The following is a 19410-nucleotide window of genomic DNA, read 5'->3' as shown; positions in this document are numbered from 1 at the left end:
TTTCTCTATGACACATGAACCTATGTCTGGTGCCCGTCGCCGCATTGTCACGCCCTCGCCGCCGGCACCGGTCCCGGAAAAGCGCGCGCCGAGCGGCGTCGTTGCTGTCGACGACGAACTCGAGGACCGTTCGGGACTGAAGGGCAAGTCTGCCTCGGCCCCGAGTGAGTCCGGCGGCGAAAAGAACTCCGACGGCGCCGTCGTCCGCGCCACCGGTTCCATGGCTATCGCCACGTTGATTTCCCGCATCACGGGATTCATTCGCAACGTGCTCATCGGCTCGTCGCTTGGCCCGGCGATTTCCTCCGCCTTTACCACGGCGAACCAGCTGCCCAACCTCATCACGGAGATTGTGCTGGGTGCGGTGCTGACCTCACTCGTGGTTCCGGTGCTGGTGCGCGCGGAAAAGGAAGATGCCGACCGCGGCGAGGACTTTGTCCGGCGCCTCTTCACACTGGCCTTCTCCCTGTTGGCCACGATCACGGTGCTTTCCTGTATTTTTGCCCCGCAGTTAACGCGCATGATGCTGCCGGAAGACGGCGAGGTCAATGCCGTGCAGGCGACCTCCTTTGCCTACTTGCTGCTGCCACAGATCTTCTTCTACGGACTCTTCGCGCTCTTCCAAGCGGTGCTCAACACCAAGAATATTTTTGGGCCGGGCGCGTGGGCACCGGTGGTCAATAACATCATCTCGATTTCGGTGCTCGTGGCCTACCAGCTGGTGCCGGGCAGTCTGCATCCCGATGCACCCTCGCCGATCACGGACAGGCACGTGCTGCTCCTAGCCCTAGGCACCACGGCGGGCGTGGTCGTGCAATGCCTCATCCTCTTCCCTTATCTCAAGAAGGCAGGCATTAACCTCAAGCCGCTGTGGGGCCTGGATGACCGCCTCAAGCAATTCGGTGGGATGGCCATGGCAATTGTGGCCTATGTGGCGATTTCCCAGTTGGGTTACGTCATCACCTCCCGCGTGGCTGCGCATGCGGATGAAGGCGCGCCCTTTACCTACCAGCAGGCCTGGCTGCTTCTACAGGTGCCCTATGGCGTCATCGGCGTCACGCTACTCACCGCAATTATGCCGCGTCTGTCCCGCAACGCCGCGGACGGTGACGTCAAGGCCGTGGTTCGGGATCTCACGCTCGGCACGAAGCTAACGTTTATCGCCCTGATTCCGATCGTCATCTTCATGACGGGCTTCGGTATCCCGATTGCCCGCGGCCTCTTCCAGTACGGAGCCTTCGACGCCGACGCGGCCGAGCTGCTCGGCCTCACACTGAGCTTCTCCGCCTTTACCCTCATCCCCTACGCCCTCGTGTTGCTGCACCTGCGCGTGTTCTACGCCCGCGAGGAAGCGTGGACACCCACCTTCATCATCGCCGGCATCACGCTGACCAAGGTGGTGCTCTCCCTGTTGGCCCCACACGTTGCGGACTCCCCGGAGCGCGTGGTCATCCTGCTGGGTACTGCCAACGGCTTCGGCTTCGTGGCCGGCGCGGTGATCGGCGGCTTCCTGCTCAAGCGCAAGCTGGGTAGCCTGGGCGGCCGCGCGGTTATCGCGACCACCGTGTGGTCGGTGCTGGCCTCCATCGTTGGCCTAGTCGTTGCTTACGCCTTCAACTACGGCATCAACTTCGTGCTCCCGGCCGAGGTTCCGCCGTTTGTGTACCTGCTCAAGCTCGCCGTCGTGGGCCTGGTCTTCGTGATCGTGACCGGCATCGTGCTCTCGCGTTCGGGCCTGCCGGAAGTCATCAACCTGGGCCGCCAGCTGCAGCGCATTCCGGGCATGTCCCGCTTCATCAAGATCGAGCATGCAGAGGCTATCGAGGTCGAAGCCCCGGAGCAGCTGGAGTTCCAGCCCATCTTCAGCGTGGACGCCTTCAACTCTTCGCCGGTGCCGCCGCCGATGTCTGCCGGTATCGTCCGTGGTCCGCGCCTGGTGCCGGGTGCGCCGGTCTCCGATGGCCGCTTCCGCCTCCTCAAAGACTATGGCTCTGCCGCGGGTACCCGCTTCTGGAAGGCGCGCGAGCAGGCCACCGGCCGCGTGGTGTCGCTGACCTTCGTGGACACCACAGGCGAAGCCCCGATGGCGCCGGCGACCCCGGCCGTGGCCGCCCGCCGCTCCGCCGAGGTCTCCCGCGCCACGCGCCGCCTAGCGGAGATGGAACTGGATGCCGTGGCGGAGAACATCGATATCCTGTCCTACCGCCAGGGCTGCCTCGTCGTGGCGGACTGGGTAGAGGGCACCTCGTTGAAGACAGTGTCGGAGGATGAGGACCTCGATCCGCGCGCCGTGGCCCACGCCTTGGTACCGCTGGTGCGCACCACAGCCGCGGCCCATGCGGCGGACCTCGTGCTGGGCATTGAAAACCGCAACCGCATCCGCATCTCTACCGAAGGTATTGCCACGCTGGCCTTCCCCGCGGTGCTGCACAGCAACGATGAGGAAACTGACCGCTCGGCGTTGGCCTCCGCAATCTCTCTCCTGGTGGACTCCACTAGCCCAACACCGGAGGTGCTACAGGAGATCGCTGCCGACGCCGAAGAGGGCCAGGACTCCGATCTCGAGGACATCGCCCACCGCTTGGCGGCCTTCGCCGGCGACGGCGAGGACGGCGAGGAAACCCTCCAGGTACCGGTGGAGGAGACCCCGCGCAAGGAGGACCCGAGCCCTGCACCGGGCTTCGGCGGCCGCGGTTATTCTGGCTCCGGGATCATCGTGCTCGGTGTGCTGGCTACCCTCTTCGTCGTGGCGATGGCCGCACTCAGCGTGTGGATTCTCTCCCAGGTAGGTAATGAGAAAACTTCCCCCGTGGTGACGAAGAGCGAATCCACGACGGAAACGACCTTCCCCAACGTGCCGCCGGTGATCCTGAAAGACGTAAAGACCACCTCCGTTCCGGAGGGCAAGGAAGTATCTGGTTCATGGTCCACGAAAAAGGCAGACACTGGACTCCTGCTCAGCGTTGACAAGCCCACGCAACTCCGCGCGCTACCGCTTCAGCAGAGCAAGTCCACGGGCGCCAAGTACGAGGTCTATGGCGTTAATACCAAGGATTTTGACCCCACGGATCCTGACTCCGGCAAGCTGACCGAGCTCGCACACGGCACCTTGACGAGCGCACGCCAAGACATCGAGCTCAAGGAGAAGCCCGTGGCCTTCGACGGCGCCCTCATCGTTTTCACCGACATGCCCAAGTCCGGCTCCGTCACACTGAAGGAGGCCACCCTGGTGGGTATCCCGACTAACTAACCCACCACCTCACGCATTCCCCCAGACCTCGATCCCGAAACTCCCTGCTCGCTGACTCAGACGCACCACGCGCTTGACGACGCCCACCTGAGGTTTCGGGTTCTAGGTCTGGGGCTTTATTGTTCTTGCGATTTCTTCCCTTTACAGATCAGACACGGAGCGTATAATTATTGTTGTCACATCAACAATCTAGAGAAACCTAGAAGAAACGAGGAACCCATGACTATCACCGCAGGAACCTACACACTGGACGCAGCACACACCACCATCGGCTTCGTCGCCCGCCACGCCATGATCACCAAGGTGCGTGGCAACTTCACCGAGTTCGAGGGCACCCTGAAGGTGGGAGAGAACATTAACGAGTCCGCAGCTACCGCCACGGTGAAGACCGCGTCCATCGATACCAACAACGCCGACCGCGATGCGCACGTGAAGAACGAGGACTTTTTCGACGTTGAGAAGTTCCCGGAGATGACCTTCACCGCAACCAAGTTCGACGTGAACGAGGCAGGCGAGGGCATGGTCACCGGTGACCTCACCATCAAGGGCACCACCAAGTCCGTTGACTTCAAGGTAGAGGAGACGGGCGTGGCCGAGGATCCCTTCGGTAACACCCGCCTGGGCTTCGCGGCTAAGACCTCCATTAACCGCCTCGACTTCGACATCGACTTCAACGCTCCGCTGAAGACCGGCGGCGTGCTGGTCTCCGAGGAGATCAAGATTGAGCTCGAGGTCTCTGCCATCAAGCAGTAAGCCATCAAGCGCGAAACCTCGCCGTAGGAAGTAGTTCTAAGTTGTTGCCCGTAGTGCCCATTCCGGTACTGCGGGCAACAACTTTTTAACAACTAAAGGCCCAAAACCGAGTAATAAACAACTCTGAAACAACTCCCAAACAACTTGAACAACGCTCTGGACTGCATGTTCTAGATTAATTCTGAGTCAGAAGCTGCCATATTAGCCAATAGTTGTTTATTAGTTGTTGCGGAGTTGTTTGAAACAACTCTGCTACACTACGGGACCATGAGAGAGGACGAACTCGAATTCATCATCCAGGCACTGCGCTCGATTGAAGCCGGCGCAACCGCCGATAGCCTGGAATCCGAAATTCTCGATTTTAAAGAGGATCCCGCCGTCCACCCTCGAAATCGCAATCCAGACGCGTCCCTTGTTGAATTCCTCATCGATGAAGCCGTGTGCTTTTCCAATGCCGATAACGGGAACGCTTTCATTGTGCTTGGAGTCGCAGACAAGAAATCTGGACCAGAGGCATTTACAGGCACCCAACGGGAATTGGACTGGCTCATAAGAAAGATCTTTGAAGGAACACAGCCCAACATCCACATCGAAGCAGAGGAGCTGGAGTGGTGCGGAGCCCGGCTCATCGTCTTACGCGTTCCCCCGTGGCATCACGCTGTATCAACGCCCAAAGGGACAGGCGAGCAAGCGAGTTGACACTCGCTGCGTACCACTCACCGAGCATCAACGCCGCGCACTCTTCTTTGAACGCGCCAACCCGGATTACACTGCTCACCCCTCCCGGCGAGGGCTTGAGGAACTCGATATGACGGCCGTCGATCAGGCCCGACACCTCCTAGCCCAAGCGAGGGCAATGTCCGGTTCCCAGGAGCCTGTTCCCGCGACGGCCCGCGAACTCTTGGGAGAATTAGGACTGCTGGATGGCTCACTAAAGCCCACATACGCGGCCGAAATCCTTTTCATGCCTCCGGTATCCCAGCAGGTTACAGTTCGGCACCTCCTCCGTCTTGTCCCTGGCGGTGAGCCGAGAACAACAGAAATCTCTGCGCCCCTCATCACCACATACTTGCGGTTGAAAGAGCTAATTCGAGTCAATGCCCAGCAAGAAGTGGAGCGGATCGCCCTTGCCACGGGTCAAGAAGTATCGATCAAGGCTTTCCCAGACACCGCTGTCGACGAGCTTGTCTCTAATGCCTTAGCCCATCGCGACTGGGACGCATCGGCTGCAGTAGTCATCGACCAATCTCCCATAGCCTTCTCTGTATGGTCTCCCGGTGGTCTTCCCACAGGTGTACAACGCGATCGGGTTCTCACAACACAATCAATTCCCCGAAATCCCCGCCTTATGACGGCGTTAAGGATGCTGGGGTTAGCAGAGGAATCCTCCCGTGGATTCGACCGCATGTGGGCATCCATGCTGTCGAGTGGTCGCCATATTCCGGAACTTCGCGCCGAGGAATCCTTCGTCGAAGTTACTTTGTCCTCTGGGCGCGTTGACACCGCGTTCGTTAAGTCCTTGACCGAACTCAAAGGTGCTTTCGGCGCTGAGCCTTTCGACAGCGTCAATGGTCTCATCATTGCCCGTCACCTTATGGACAACCAGATCCTGCTGTGTCACACTGCTGCCCAACTCATGCAAGTCAGCGAAGATCAGGCTGCAGACACCCTACGGTGGTATGAGAGCCTCGGTTTCGTAGAACAACTACGTGAAGCGCGAGAGTGGATACTTACCACCAAGGCACGATCACTGATGGGGCTTCACATAGAGGGACACATTGCAGCAACGTCCGTTCAGGATTGGATCCTGGCTCAACTCAAAGAAGGAGCTGCGCTGAATACGCGTAAAGTCGCCGAAGAACTGGGAGTAGACCGGGCAATTGTCACAGGAATACTGCGCCACCTAAGAACTATAGGCCAAGCGCGCATCGATCCTGATGGCCCACAGCGCGGCCCCAACACGCGGTGGATTCTTTCATGACCACCCTGTGATACACACCGCAGCGAGGTTTAAGATGTAGCGCATGACTACCGCAAACCTCACCCATGCAGAAGCTTCCGCCCGCAGCGCCGCGCTGCGTTTGAGCACCTACGAGCTGCACCTCGACGTCACGAGTGCGCCAACCGACGCCGACTCTTACGAGGTCACCTCGCGCATTACGTTCACCACCACCGAGCACGAGACCTTCGTGGATTACTTGGGCAAGGCCGTGCATACAGTGCACGTCAACGGCGAGGAGGTGGAGAACACCTTCGACGGCGGACGGGTTTACCTGAGCAACCTTCCAGTGGGGGAGGAGCTCACCGTGGAGATCACCGGCTCCTCCTATTACTCCCGCACTGGCCAGGGCCTGCACCGCATGCACGACCAGGCCGATGACACCACCTACCTCTACTCGCACCTCGAGCCATCCGACGCCCGCCGCATCTTCCCCTGCTTTGACCAGCCGGACCTCAAGGCCAGCTACGAGGTGCACCTCACCGGCCCGGAAGGCTGGCAGCTGCTCAGTAACCAACCGGAGGTCAGCCGCGAGAAGACCGAGGGTGGGGAAGTAGCGCACTTTGCCCCGACCCCGCTGCTGTCGACGTATTTGACGGCGTTTGCGGCGGGGCCGTACGTCGAGAAGCACAGCACCTGGACCGCACCCGATGGATCCCTCAGCGTGGAACTGCGCGCCTTTGCCCGCGCCTCGATGGCGGAGTACCTGGATGATGAAATCCTGCAGGTCACCGCACAAGGCATGGACTTCTTCCACAACAACTTTGGCTATCCCTACCCGTGGGGTAAGTATGATTCCATTTTCGTGCCGGAATACAACCTGGGTGCCATGGAGAACCCCGGCCTCGTGACCTTTACGGAGCATTACCTCTTCCGTTCCGCCGCCACCCGCGCGCAGCATGCCGGGCGCACGAACACCATTCTGCACGAGATGTCTCACATGTGGTTCGGTGACCTAGTCACGCCGCAGTGGTGGGATGACCTGTGGCTCAAGGAGTCCTTCGCGGAGTTCATGGGTGCTGATTCCTCGGTGCATGCCACCGAGTACACCGAGGCGTGGGTCAACTTTGCCGGCCAGCGCAAGAACTGGGCCTACCTGCAGGATCAGCTGCCCACCACACACCCGATCAAGGCCGAGATCCCGGACGTGGATGCCGCGCGTCAGAACTTCGACGGCATTACGTATGCCAAGGGTGCTGCGGTGCTCAAACAGCTGGTGCACTACGTGGGCCGGGAGAATTTCTATGCCGGCGCGCGTGACTACTTCCAGGAGCACGCCTTTGCTGCCGCCACCTTCGAGGACCTCCTTAAGGCCCTGAAGAAGCACACCGACCGCGACCTCGACGCTTGGTCCACAGCCTGGCTGCGCACGTGGGGCCCGGATACGCTGACCCCGGAGTTACACGCGGACGGCGATAGGATTCACGAGTTAGCTATCGCTGTCGAGGCGGAGGACACCACGCGCCCGCACCGCCTCAACGTGGCGCTGTTCGATAACTCCCTGAAGAAGTACGCCACCCTCGACGTCGATCTGGAGGGCGAGCGCACTATCCTCGACGAGGCTTCTGGGCTTCAGGCACCGGCGTTGTTGCTGCTGAACGACGGCGACCACACCTACGCCAAGGTCCGCTTCGATGAGACCTCCTTGAAGACCATCCGCACGCGCCTGTCTGACGTTCCGGATGAGCTCTCCCGAGCGGTCATCTGGACCTCCCTGTGGAACCTCACCCGCGATGGCGAGTGGCCGGTGCGCTCCTACCTCGACACCGTGCTGAAGCACGCTCCGGCGGAGTCCAACCCGACGCTTCTGACCACGGCCTTTGCCAATGCCCGCTATGCCATCGACCACTTCGTTAGCCAGGAAGAACGCGAGGAGATTCGCTCCGATTATGCCGAACGGCTGTGGGAGGTGCTGCAAGGCGCCCCGGCTGGTTCCGACGCGCAGCTCACCTTCGCCCGAGCCGCCATACAAGCACTCGCGGCCACCCCGGAGGAATCCGGCACGCAGCGCCTGCGTGCGCTTTACGACGGATCCCTCGACGGCCTCGCCCTCGACCCGGATATTCGCTGGGCCATCCTCCGCGCCTTGGCCGCCCGCGATGCCATCAGCACCGAGGAGCTGGAGGCTGAGAAGGAGCGCGATAACACGCTCACCGGTGCCGCCGCCTACCTGGGCGCCTCCCACGCCTTCCCATCTGCCGAGCTCAAGCGCGAAGTCTTTGACCTCGTGCGCACGCCGGGCACGTACTCCAACGCGGAGGTGGATTCCCTGCTCGCAGCGTTCAACGCACCGCGCTCAGCCCACCTCACCGAAGCCTTTGCCCAGGAGTACTTCGATTCGCTGGCGAAGCTCTGGGCGGAGCATCCCATCGAGATTGCCAACCGCCTCGTTCGCGGTCTTTACCCAGATCTCGCGATGGCCGACGCCGCCACCAGCGAATTCCTGAGCAAAGATCGTCCGCGCGCGCTGCGCCGCGTGCTGCTGGAATGCCAGGATGCGCTGCGTCGTGCGCATCGTGTCCGTGCCGTGCAGTAAGCACGGCACATTAAACGCGGCACGTGAGACGCTTCGCGTAGCGGATAGCAGAATCTTCCCGTAAACTCGCAACCACATCAACGGGGGGACAATCACAAACCATCGGCTTCGGCCGGGGACAGTGTTGACCCACGTGTCATTGCTCAAGTTTCCGGGGGGATTCTTAGTGTCAGCACAGCCGACCGATCGTGAACTCGTCGACGCCTTCATTGGTGGAGATACCAAGGCCTTTTCGGCAATCGTCGAAAAGCACCGCGCGCGCCTGACCGCCATGGCGCGACGCTATACGCGCAACGATGATGATGCGCAGGACATTGTGCAGGAGGCCCTGCTCAAGGCCAGCTGCAACATGGCCTCCTACCGGCACGATGCCACCCTGAGCACGTGGCTGCACCGGCTGGTAATGAACTCCGGCTATGACTTCCTCAACCATCGCTCCAACCGGGAAAACGCCTCCCTCGATGCAGAGATCATTGAGGATGACCGCAACTATGCGCTCGCGCACAACCCCAGCGAAAACCTGGCGGAACGCATCACGGTGGCCCAAGCGATGGAAACCTTGCGCCAAGACCAGCGCGAGGCGCTCTACCTCACCGACGTTGCAGGTTATCCCATCGATACGGTGGCTAAGGTGCAAGGCGTGGCACCTGGCACGGTGAAGTCACGGCGAGCTCGAGCTCGGCAAGTGTTGCGTGCGGCGATAGACTGAGGGCGAGTAGAATCTGAGTCTTACTTAAAAAGAATCGTTTCAAGGGAGTTTTTAGTGACTATCCACGATGTCGCCATCGTCGGCTCCGGCCCTGCCGGCTATACCGCAGCGCTCTACGCAGCACGCGCCGAACTCAATCCCATCGTCTTCGAGGGCTTTGAATACGGTGGCGAACTCATGAACACCACCGAGGTCGAGAACTACCCAGGCTTCCAGAAGGGAATCATGGGCCCTGAGCTTATGGAAGAGATGCGCGCTCAAGCCATCCGCTTCGGTGCCGACCTGCGCATGGAAGTTGTAGATTCCATCGAGCTCGAAGGCGAGGTGAAGAAGCTACACGTGGGCGACGAGGTTTATGAAGCCCGCGCTGTCATCCTCGCTACCGGTGCCGCTCCGCGCTACCTGGGTATTCCGGGCGAATCTGAGCTGACCGGCCGCGGCGTGTCGGCGTGTGCCACCTGCGATGGCTTCTTCTTCAAGGACCACAACATCGCCGTCGTCGGCGGTGGCGATTCCGCCATGGAAGAGGCCACCTTCCTCACCAAGTTCGCCGAGACCGTCACCATTATTCACCGCTCGGAGAACTTCCGCGCCTCCAAGATCATGCTGGAGCGCGCCAAGGAGAACCCAAAGATCAAGTGGCTGACCAACACCACCGTCGAGCGCGTCCTGGAGAAGGACGGCAAGGTCGGTGCCCTCGAAGTCAAGAACGTGCTGACCGGTGAGACCAGCGAGCTGGATTTGACCGCCATGTTCGTAGCCATTGGCCACGACCCGCGCTCCGGCTTCCTCAACGGCCAGGTAGAGACCGATGAGGCTGGCTACGTGGTGGTACAGCAGCCCTCCACTAAGACCTCGCTGCCAGGTGTCTTTGCCTGTGGTGACTTGGTGGATGACCACTACCAGCAGGCCATCACCGCTGCGGGCTCCGGCTGCCGCGCGGCGATTGATGCGGAACATTTCCTGGCTGAGAACCGTTAGTAATCACATGAGCAACATTAAAAACGTCACTACTGATTCCTTCCGCGCTGACGTCGTAGAGGCAGGCAAGCCAGTCGTCGTGGACTTCTGGGCCGAATGGTGTGGTCCGTGTAAGAAGCTGTCCCCGATCCTTGAGGAGGTCGCCGAAGAACTCGGTGAGGACGTCTCCGTAGTCAAGGTCAACGTGGATGAAGAACGCACTTTGGGTGCCATGTTCCAGATCATGTCCATCCCATCTGTGCTGATTTTCAAGGACGGCGAGAAGGTCGATGAGTTCGTTGGCTTGCGTTCCAAGGCCGACATCGTAGCGCAGGTAAAGAAACAGCTCTAACTGGTATTCTTTAACTCGTTGTTGGCGCACTGTAGTGCGCCTCCTTGATCACGAAAGGGGTAGGTGTGAACCGCGTTTTACGTGTAGGTGACCAGAGCGTTCGGGTCGCCGAAGCACGCGCAACCCTTGCCCGCCTCGGCCTGATGACTGACTACCAGGGGACGTTGTCCGACTGGAAGAAGCAAAAGTACTCCGAAGCCGATAAGCACTTTGATAGCGAGCTAGCGGAAGTACTTAAGGCCTTCCAGCAATCACGCGGCATTGTGCCCAGCGGCGATATCGATGAACTCACTTTGCGTGAACTGCGCCAAGCCTCCTACACCTTGGGTGCGCGCGTGCTGGCCTATGAGCCTGGCAACGTGCAGGTGGGCGACGATGTCTCCCAGTTGCAGCAACAGCTCCAGGAGCTCGGCTTCTACCAGGAGCGCATCGACGGCAATTTCGGTGCCCGCACCTATGCAGCGCTGGCGGAATACCAATTGAACTCTGGACTGCGCAGTGACGGAATTTGTGGCCCGGAGACCATCAACGCGCTCAACCTACTGGGTCGGCGCATCACCGGCGGATCAGCGCACAACATCCAAGAGCGCGAGCGCGTCCGCAACGCAGGGCCCCAATTGGCCGGCAAGCGCGTTGTCATCGATCCCAGCCTGGGCGGTTTCAACAAGGGCCGTACGGTCAAGGGCCGCTTTGGTGACATCACTGAGGAAGAGATCCTCTGGGATTTGGCCGAGCGAGTTGCTGGCCGCATGATTGCCGCCGGCATGGAGACCATCATCTCCCGCCCGCGTACCGATGATCCCTCTATTCATGATCGCGCCGACATTGCCAATGCCTTTGGCGCTGACTTGGTCATTTCGCTCGCCTGCGACGAGTACCCCACAGAGAAGGCCAATGGCGTAGCCACCTTCTACTTCGGTTCGGAGTCCGGAAACTCCTCGCTCATTGGTGAAACGCTCTCCGGCTTCATCCAACGTGAGATCGTCGCCCGTACCGAACTGGGTAATTGCCGCAACCACGGCCGCACCTGGGCACTGCTGCGCCTGACCCAGATGCCGGTGGTGCAGGTCGTGCTGGGCTACCTAACCAGCCCCAAGGACGTGACTATTCTGGCCAACCCAGATCGCCGCGATGACATCGCCGAGGCCATCGTCGTCTCCGTCAAGCGCCTGTACCTTCTTGACGATGACACTGCCGTCACCGGCACCTACCGCTTCGACGAGCTGCTGCGCGCGGAGCGCTCTTCCTAACGAGCTTAGAGGAACCACCTGTATCTAGGCTAGGGCGCGGGCGAGGAGGTCCTCCACGGCGGCAGCCGTCAGCAGATCGAAAGCTGGGGGCAGCTCGAGTCGCAGGCGCGGGGTAATGGGGTGATCACGCTCCACCCTGAAACCGGCGGATTCCAGCGTTTCCACCGGTAGTAGGCCAATACGGCCGGGCTTAGCCCGCAGGAGATTTTCGGCGGCGCGAGCATCGCGGTAACCAAAGGCCTCAACGGCGCTAGCTTCGCGGGAGGTGAGGTGCATGATGGTGGCATCGAGAAGCACCGCCTCCAGGCCCTTCGCCGCGCGGTGCGATTTCACGAAAAGCGAGGACACCAGCACCGCGTCCTCCGAGACGGGGGAGGTGGGTAGCTTCGCGGCACCGGGGGCAAGATCGGGCGGGCAAAAGAACACTGTGGCCTCATCACCCACGGTAAAACCGCACTCACCACAGCGCAGCAGCGTGGCGCTGATCCATGCTTCCTTCTCGAAAACAGGATCAGCGACCGTGGTCTTCAGCTCCCAGAAGATGGATCGGGCCGCCAAGGGGTTGATGGCAACACCTTCCTTGACGGCCTGAACGAGCATGGTCAGCTAGCTGCTTTCCTTGCCCTCAATGAGGGCCAGAATACGCTCAAAGTCTTCCTGGTCGCCGAATTCGACGACCATCTTGCCTTTGCGCTTGCCCATGGTGACGGTGACCTTGGTGTCGAAGCGATCGGCCAAGCGCTCAGCGGAATCAGTAAAGAATTGCGGCTGCGGGGCGGCAGGTTTCTTGGTTGGCTCGGCCGGCTTGCCGTCACGCTTGTACAGGGTGACGGCTTCCTCCGTGGCGCGTACGGACAGGCCCTCGGCCACAATGCGGTTGGCAATGAGCTCCATGGCTTCAGCATCCGGCAGGCCCAGTAGCGCGCGGGCATGGCCACCGGACAAGGTGCCAGCGGCAACGCGCTTCTGCACATTGACCGGCAGCTTGAGCAAGCGGATCATGTTGGTGACTTGAGGGCGGGAGCGGCCGATGCGATCAGCCAGCTCGTTCTGGGTCACGCCGAATTCTTCCAGCAGCTGCTGGTAGGCGTGAGCCTCTTCCAGCGGGTTGAGCTGTACGCGGTGGATATTCTCCAAAAGCGCGTCCCGCAGGAGGTCATCATCCTTGGTATCGCGCACAATGGCCGGGATGGTGGCCAGGCCCGCCTTGGAGGAGGCACGCCAGCGGCGCTCACCCATGATGAGCTCGAAGCCACCCTCCTCAGCGGGGCGCACAACGACCGGTTGCAGCAGGCCAAACTCCTTGATGGAGTGGACCAGCTCCGCCAGCTCATCCTCGTCGAAGACAGTACGTGGCTGCTTCGGGTTGGGCATGATATCCCCGACGGAGATCTCGCGGTACGTCGCACCAATCACCGAAGGCTTGGCCTGCCGCTTCTTCGAGCCAGAAGACTGCTGGATGGTGGGCGCTCCCTGCACCTTTTTCGGCGCAGATCCGTGAGCCCCGCCTGTCGAAGCGCCAAGGATAATGTCGGCTGCCGAATCCCCCAGGCGCGGTTTACGGGAGGGCGCACCCGGGCCGGATGGAATGAGCGCGGCCAGGCCCTTGCCTAGGCCGCCCTGGCGCTGCTCCGGCTTCTGCTCTGCCTTCTTATCTGCCACGGTGTCCTATCCTTCCAATTCCGCGAAAATCTCTGGGCTCACGCCAATGGCACCCGTGGTGGGGTGCGGTGTGTAGTCTCCGCGCTTATCCAACTCGCGCGCGGCGGCGGAGTAGGCGCGAGCACCCGTCGACGACGGGTCATAAGCGATAACTGTCTTACCATAGCCCGGCGCCTCCGAAACGCGAACGGAGCGCGGGATAACGTTGCCCAAAACGACGGCGCCGAATTGCTCGCGCACCTCATTGGCCACCTGTTCAGCCAGCTTGGTGCGGGCATCGAACATAGTCAGCAGCACGCCGGAAATGTGAAGGTCCTCGTTGAGGTGCTCCCGAATCATGGAAATATTGCCCAGCAGCTGGCCCACGCCCTCCAAGGCGTAGTACTCACACTGGATGGGAATAATAACTTCTTCTGCACACGTCATCGCATTGATGGTGAGCAGGCCTAGGGAAGGTGGGCAGTCGATAAAGACGTACTCAAAGCCGTGCTCCTCGAGGAAGCCGTTGTGCAGAGCGTCATAGAGGCGGAACTCGCGGCGAACTAGGGAGACCATTTCGATCTCTGCACCGGCGAGGTCGATGGTGGCTGGGATGCAGTAAAGGCTCTCATCGTCGGGGGAGTGCTGCATCGCATCCTCCGCGCTGCAGTCCCCCAACAAAACCTCATAGCTGGATTTAGTGCCGGAAGTGTGCTCCGCTCCTACTGCGGTGGAGGCATTGCCCTGCGGGTCCAAGTCGATCACCAGGACCTTCTTGCCGGCCTCAGCGAGCGCGGCGGCAAGGTTGACGGCGGAGGTGGTTTTACCCACGCCACCTTTCTGGTTCGCGATGGTGATAAGACGAGGATGAGTCATGCCGTCTACTTTAGTTCACGCGCGGGACACGGATAATGGTGGTGCCGTGGATGGTCATGACCTCGGCTTTTCCGCCGCCGGCGCGCTTGATATCAGCAGCATCGCGCTCCAGTTCCTCGTAGACAGAGGAACCCTTCAACGCGATCATCTCCCCGCCCTTGCGCACCAGCGGCAGGGACCACTTGGCCAGTTTGCCCAGCGGGGCCACGGCGCGGGAGGTGACGATGTCGGCACTCTTAACGGCCTTCTTGACCGGGCCCTCCTCGGCGCGGCCGCGGATGACGGTGACGTTATCCAGCCCCAGTAGGTCGACGACCTCGTTGAGGTAGGTCGAGCGCTTGAGCAACGGTTCGATGAGGGTGATCTTCAGATCAGGGCGCGCGATAGCGAGCGGGATGCCGGGCAGGCCGGCGCCACTGCCGACGTCGATAAGCGTGGCGCCCTGCGGCATGACTTCGGCGACCACGGCGCAGTTGATGAGATGGCGCTCCCAGAGGCGCGGGACCTCGCGGGGGCCTATAAAACCACGGGTGGACCCGTCCGTAGCCAGCGAATCGTGGTATTTCTGCGCGAGCGGCAGACGCGATCCGAAGACGTCAGACGGGTCCAGTGGCACAGTGTCGGACACAGATTCAGTCACTGTGAAAACTCCTGGGTTAAGTTCTAGTTATTGTTCTTGCGGCGCTGCTTCTTGGAGCGATTGTCCTTCTTGCGAGCACCCGGCTTCGGAGCAGAGGTGCGCTTGAGCTCAGCCTTGGCGGCTGCCTCTTCTTCTTCCTCGCGGTCCATCTTGGCGTAGACGATGCGGGTCTGGAAGAAGGTCCACACGGTGTTGGCCAACATGTAGAAGAGAAGGCCGATGGGCCAGATGAAACCGGAGAACACCAGCATTGCCGGCATAAACCACAGCATCATCTTGTTCATCATGGCCATCTGCTGTTGCATCATCTCCGCATTCTGACCCTGGGGTGCAGCAGTCTTGCCGGCGGCGCGACGCGCCTCCTGGCGGTTGAGCGTCATGCGGGCGTTGAAGTGCGTCAGCGTCGCAATGATGGCGATGAGCGGCACGATGATGACGGCCGCCTGGGCGGTGGTGGTTTCCTTAACAATTTCCAGCCCCGAATTGAGGCGCAGGTTGGCCACCAGCGGCACACCGAAGATCTTGGCATCGACGAACTCCTTCACCAGCGCGGGTTCGAAGATGTAGTTGGCGATGGAGGCGTTCATTTCCTCCGACATGGCGTCACCCGCCGGGTGGCCAATGCCACCGGCGACAGCAACAGTGCGGTCGAAGGAGCGCAGCACGTGGAACAGACCAATGAACATCGGGATCTGCGCGAACATAGGCAAGCAGCCCGCCACCGGGCGCACGCCAGATTCCTTGTAGATGCGCTGCATCTCCTGCGCCGCCTTGGTCTGGTCATTGGCGTACTTGGTGCGCAGTTCCTGGATTTGCGGCTGGATCTCCTGCATCTTGCGGGAGGAGCGCAGCTGCGTGATGGTCGGCTTGACCATGATGGCCTTGAGCGTCCACGTCAGAAGAACGATGGCAATGATCCAGGTTCCGCCCCATGCGGAATCAAGAACGAAGCTCAAAAGCCAATGCCAGAACCACAAGACGGCTGAAATTGGCCAATAGATGAAATTAAGCACGAGAGTTGTTTACCTCAGTTGTTGTTTGGTCGGTACCGGATCAAACCCGCCCGGGTGCCAGGGACCGCACTTGCATAACCTGGCAAGCGCCATGCCCGTCCCCTTGAAGGCTCCATGGATGGAAATGGCTTCGAGGGCATAGGCACTGCACGTCGGTTCAAAACGACAGGTGGAGACCATCTTAAGGCCTGACAAGTGCTTTTGGTAGAAGCGCACCCCGTGAACTAGGACTCTTCCGAAGCCGCGGGCTTCGGGAATCTCCTCACCTTGGGAGTTCAGATATCCCATGTGCGTAGCGCTTTGCGGATATCACGCTCAAGGCGCTCACTGGTGGCATCACCGCTGGCGGGCAAGGCGCGGATAACGATGTCAACGTTGGCGGGCAGCATTGTCCCTTTGACACCATCGCGCATGAGGGACATGCACACATGACGAAGCCGTCGGGAGGTGCGGTGGCGAACCACGGCATTCCCGACGGCCTTCGACACGATGAGACCGAACCGCGGCCCAGTGGCCGCGATGGCGTCTTCACCGTCATTAAAGCGCAAATGCACGACGACAGTGCGCGTGCCCGCCCGGCGCCCGCCCTTGATGGTCCTCCGAAATTGCCTCGGAGATGTGAGCTTGTGCTGGGCTGGAAGCATGAATTAAGCGGTGAGCTTAGCGCGACCCTTCTTGCGACGAGCGGCGACGATGGCGCGGCCGGCGCGGGTGCTCATGCGGGTACGGAAGCCGTGCTTGCGAGCACGACGACGGTTGTTCGGCTGGAAGGTACGCTTACCCTTTGCCACGATTAACTCCTTGAAGTTGTTGGTGGATGGCACAGCTTCGCGCCACTGGTGGCGCTGGGCTTAAACATCCACTGATGAATGGTGTACGTGGGGATAAGGCTTCGCACTTTAAGCGCCGTGAGGCGTGGCGAGGCATTCCCACATGCAACATGTGCACCATGCACTGTTGCGATAGACCATCACAGGTTACGTGACAGATAGTGCGCGAAACAAATCGACACACTGGGTGTCCCCGAAATTACAAAGATGTTTTTATCCGCAGCTAGAACGCCACTTTTTGCCCACATGCTGCGCGGCAAGCGCCGCCTCCTGCCGTCCACCCACCGCGCTGGGGGCCACCATGTCAAGCGCGCATAAAAGCGCGTTAGACAGCGCCCTTATAACGCGGTACAACTGAGGAATCTAATTCCACAGTCACCCACAGGATGTGGATAACTCTCAATCATAACTTGAGACTTTTGCTGTTTGCGCAGGTCAACTGCGTTAAGGAGCCAATTCATAGTTATCCACAGCCATGAGATAGGCTGTGGATAAACCACCTATTCACACCTGTGGATAACTTTGTGGAAACCGAGGTTACGCGCTAAAACATCGTGTGGAATCTCCGGTGGAAATCACAAAATTCTTGTGATTTCTCGTTCCGTATCTCTTTCTTATCCATCCGTCCATCCCCGATTCTCACCCAGAGTCCCGCAGTAAATATTTGGTTCTCAAGGCCGCTTCTTCCCAGAATCAAATAGGTGTGGCCGCCTCTTCGGCAGCACCGCGTGAACTCTAACTACACAGAAGGTAGGCGTTGTGTCCGATCCGCAAGCAGCCCTCCGGGCCAGCTGGAAAGCTGTGGTCAGTGATTTGCTGGCTCAGTCCGAGCAACCAAGCTCGGATGTCCCCAACTTCTCCCATAGCCAGCGCCTCAACCTCCAACTCGTCGAGCCCATCATGATCGGTGATGGCTATGCGTTGATCGCCGCGCCACACGAGAACGCCAAAACTGTCATCGAAACTGAACTAGGGGAATACATCACCCGCGCTCTATCGCAGCACATGGGTCGCCCCTGTTCTTTGGCAGTGACCATTGCGGCACCCCCGCAGCCGGCACCACAGGAAGAGCCTCCAGCACCCGCACCTCAACGCCCTATCCAAACCGAGGCTCCCGAGCACGGCATGGGGCACCAGGCTCAGGCTTTCCAGCAGCCCACGCCGCCCGCTCCAACCTCCCAGCCAGAAACACCAAGCCACCATCAGCCGCGCTCATGGGAGACTGCGCATTCCCCAGCCAGCCTCGATGAATTGGCGCAACACTACAGCGAGCAACAAAGCACCGCACCCAGTGGCTACCCCGAAGCAGCCGGGGCACGGATCCCGCGGGAGGAGCCAGCGCACAACCCGAACCGAGAAAAGTCTCTCAATCCGAAGCACACCTTTGAGAACTTCGTCATCGGTTCCTCCAACCGCTTTGCTAACGGCGCCGCCGTGGCCGTCGCGGAAAACCCCGCGCGCGCCTATAACCCACTCTTTATTTGGGGCGGTTCCGGCCTCGGCAAAACGCACCTGCTGCACGCAGCCGGCAACTACGCCCAGGTCCTGCACCCGGGACTGCGCGTGAAATACGTGTCCTCGGAGGAATTCACCAACGACTACATCAACTCCCTGCGTGATGACCGCCAGGAATCCTTCAAGCGCCGCTACCGCAACCTGGACATCCTCATGGTCGATGACATCCAGTTCCTAGAAGGCAAAGAGTCCACGCAGGAGGAGTTCTTCCACACCTTCAATGCGCTGCACCAGGCCAACAAACAGATCATTTTGTCCTCCGACCGTCCACCGAAGCAGCTGACCACACTGGAGGATCGCCTCCGCACGCGCTTCGAGGGCGGATTGATTACGGATATTCAGCCGCCAGACCTAGAGACGCGCATCGCTATCCTCATGAAGAAGGCCTCCGCGGACGGCACAGACGTCGATCGCTCGGTTCTCGAGCTCATCGCCTCTCGCTTTGAATCTTCGATCCGCGAGCTCGAAGGTGCGCTCATCCGCGTCTCTGCCTATTCCTCTCTGGTCAACGAGCCGATCAGTTTGGAGATGGCGGAGATTGCTCTGCACGATCTGGCCCCGGATTCTGCAGATCGCCAAATCACCGCGGCAGCCATCATCGAGGTGACCGCGGATTACTTCAACATCGACGTGGATACCTTGCGCGGTTCTGGTAAGAAACGCGCCGTGGCTCACGCCCGTCAGCTAGCGATGTATCTGTGTCGCGAACTCACTGAGCTCTCCCTGCCAAAGATTGGTGACCAGTTCGGCGGCAAGGACCACACCACCGTCATCTATGCGGACCGCAAGATCCGTAAGGAGATGACTGAGAACCGGAATACCTACGACGAGATCCAGGCGCTGACCCAGCGCGTAAAGAACCACAACCAGCGTTAGCACCACGCAACGCTTGGCGACGCCCCTCCTATCTCACCTCCGCACAGGGTGTGAGCTCGGGAAGGGGCGTCTTTGCGATCCGCCAAAAAGTTATCCACACCGTTATTCACAGCTGTGTAATTCCATTGTTGTAATTTGTAGATCCTTGTCACATTTTCTTCTTCCACAGCAGATCAGAGGGCACATCGCCCTTGTGGTTAACCCTGTGAT

18 protein-coding genes are annotated in these 19410 nt (G+C 60.1%); 10 read left to right on the top strand and 8 right to left on the bottom strand.

From position 1 onward, the window contains the following. The first annotated feature begins 7 nt into the window (after positions 1-7). From murJ to HMPREF2896_RS00265, 9 genes are all read left to right on the top strand, one after another. Entirely contained in the window at positions 8-3250 is a 3243-nt protein-coding gene (gene murJ, locus HMPREF2896_RS00300; protein ID WP_070716779.1) for a murein biosynthesis integral membrane protein MurJ, read from the top strand. A gap of 219 nt (positions 3251-3469) precedes the next feature. Then, complete coding sequence (locus HMPREF2896_RS00295) at positions 3470-4003, top strand: YceI family protein (protein ID WP_070444547.1); 534 nt, start codon at positions 3470-3472, stop codon at positions 4001-4003. A 267-nt stretch (positions 4004-4270) separates the two neighbouring features. Continuing rightward, on the top strand, positions 4271-4702 hold the full coding sequence (locus HMPREF2896_RS12240; protein WP_083311425.1) for an AlbA family DNA-binding domain-containing protein: 432 nt from the start codon (positions 4271-4273) through the stop codon (positions 4700-4702). A 157-nt stretch (positions 4703-4859) separates the two neighbouring features. Next, on the top strand, positions 4860-5984 hold the full coding sequence (locus tag HMPREF2896_RS00290; RefSeq protein WP_168165677.1) for an ATP-binding protein: 1125 nt from the start codon (positions 4860-4862) through the stop codon (positions 5982-5984). Positions 5985-6027: 43 nt separating this feature from the next. Beyond that, a complete protein-coding gene (gene pepN, locus HMPREF2896_RS00285) occupies positions 6028-8538 on the top strand; it encodes an aminopeptidase N (RefSeq protein WP_070716773.1) in 2511 nt (836 codons plus the stop codon). A gap of 166 nt (positions 8539-8704) precedes the next feature. Beyond that, positions 8705-9247, top strand: coding sequence for a sigma-70 family RNA polymerase sigma factor (locus HMPREF2896_RS00280; protein ID WP_010188059.1), 543 nt, complete (start codon positions 8705-8707; stop codon positions 9245-9247). Positions 9248-9301: 54 nt separating this feature from the next. Further along, positions 9302-10228: a thioredoxin-disulfide reductase gene (trxB, locus tag HMPREF2896_RS00275; RefSeq protein WP_070444543.1), complete on the top strand. Its 927-nt coding sequence runs from the start codon at positions 9302-9304 to the stop codon at positions 10226-10228. A gap of 7 nt (positions 10229-10235) precedes the next feature. Then, positions 10236-10559 carry a thioredoxin gene (gene trxA, locus HMPREF2896_RS00270; protein ID WP_070444541.1) on the top strand — a complete coding sequence of 108 codons (324 nt, stop codon included), beginning with the start codon at positions 10236-10238 and terminating at the stop codon, positions 10557-10559. 65 nt (positions 10560-10624) lie between these two features. Beyond that, the gene (locus tag HMPREF2896_RS00265; protein ID WP_070444539.1) at positions 10625-11809 is read left to right on the top strand and encodes an N-acetylmuramoyl-L-alanine amidase; all 1185 of its coding nucleotides are present in this window, start codon (positions 10625-10627) and stop codon (positions 11807-11809) included. A 24-nt stretch (positions 11810-11833) separates the two neighbouring features. Here the strand turns inward: HMPREF2896_RS00265 and HMPREF2896_RS00260 are convergent, their stop codons facing one another. The 8 genes from HMPREF2896_RS00260 to rpmH are packed head-to-tail and all read right to left on the bottom strand — an operon-like array spanning position 11834 to position 16770. Then, complete coding sequence (locus HMPREF2896_RS00260; protein WP_070444537.1) at positions 11834-12409, bottom strand: hypothetical protein; 576 nt, start codon at positions 12407-12409, stop codon at positions 11834-11836. A 6-nt stretch (positions 12410-12415) separates the two neighbouring features. Next, entirely contained in the window at positions 12416-13471 is a 1056-nt protein-coding gene (locus HMPREF2896_RS00255) for a ParB/RepB/Spo0J family partition protein (protein WP_070444535.1), read from the bottom strand. Between the two features lie 6 nt (positions 13472-13477). Then, positions 13478-14326 (bottom strand): ParA family protein, encoded by an 849-nt coding sequence (locus tag HMPREF2896_RS00250; protein ID WP_070711385.1) that lies wholly within the window; start codon positions 14324-14326, stop codon positions 13478-13480. A 10-nt stretch (positions 14327-14336) separates the two neighbouring features. Next, a complete protein-coding gene (rsmG, locus tag HMPREF2896_RS00245) occupies positions 14337-14966 on the bottom strand; it encodes a 16S rRNA (guanine(527)-N(7))-methyltransferase RsmG (RefSeq protein ID WP_070645139.1) in 630 nt (209 codons plus the stop codon). A gap of 23 nt (positions 14967-14989) precedes the next feature. Next, positions 14990-15979, bottom strand: coding sequence for a membrane protein insertase YidC (gene yidC / locus HMPREF2896_RS00240; RefSeq protein ID WP_070645137.1), 990 nt, complete (start codon positions 15977-15979; stop codon positions 14990-14992). A gap of 9 nt (positions 15980-15988) precedes the next feature. Beyond that, a complete protein-coding gene (gene yidD, locus HMPREF2896_RS00235) occupies positions 15989-16267 on the bottom strand; it encodes a membrane protein insertion efficiency factor YidD (protein WP_070444526.1) in 279 nt (92 codons plus the stop codon). Continuing rightward, a complete protein-coding gene (gene rnpA / locus HMPREF2896_RS00230; protein WP_070444524.1) occupies positions 16255-16623 on the bottom strand; it encodes a ribonuclease P protein component in 369 nt (122 codons plus the stop codon). Before rnpA ends, yidD begins: the two co-directional genes overlap by 13 nt. 3 nt (positions 16624-16626) lie before the next feature. Continuing rightward, a complete protein-coding gene (gene rpmH, locus HMPREF2896_RS00225) occupies positions 16627-16770 on the bottom strand; it encodes a 50S ribosomal protein L34 (protein WP_003847033.1) in 144 nt (47 codons plus the stop codon). A 798-nt stretch (positions 16771-17568) separates the two neighbouring features. Between rpmH and dnaA the strand changes: the two genes are divergently transcribed. Then, entirely contained in the window at positions 17569-19200 is a 1632-nt protein-coding gene (dnaA, locus tag HMPREF2896_RS00220) for a chromosomal replication initiator protein DnaA (protein WP_070444522.1), read from the top strand. The last annotated feature ends 210 nt before the right edge of the window (positions 19201-19410 follow it).

Origin of the sequence: Corynebacterium sp. HMSC069E04 (genome assembly GCF_001813175.1) — a bacterium.
Classification (GTDB): domain Bacteria; phylum Actinomycetota; class Actinomycetes; order Mycobacteriales; family Mycobacteriaceae; genus Corynebacterium; species Corynebacterium aurimucosum.
The sequence above is the reverse complement of the archived record's forward strand: the minus strand, read 5'-3'. Positions and strand labels throughout refer to the sequence as shown.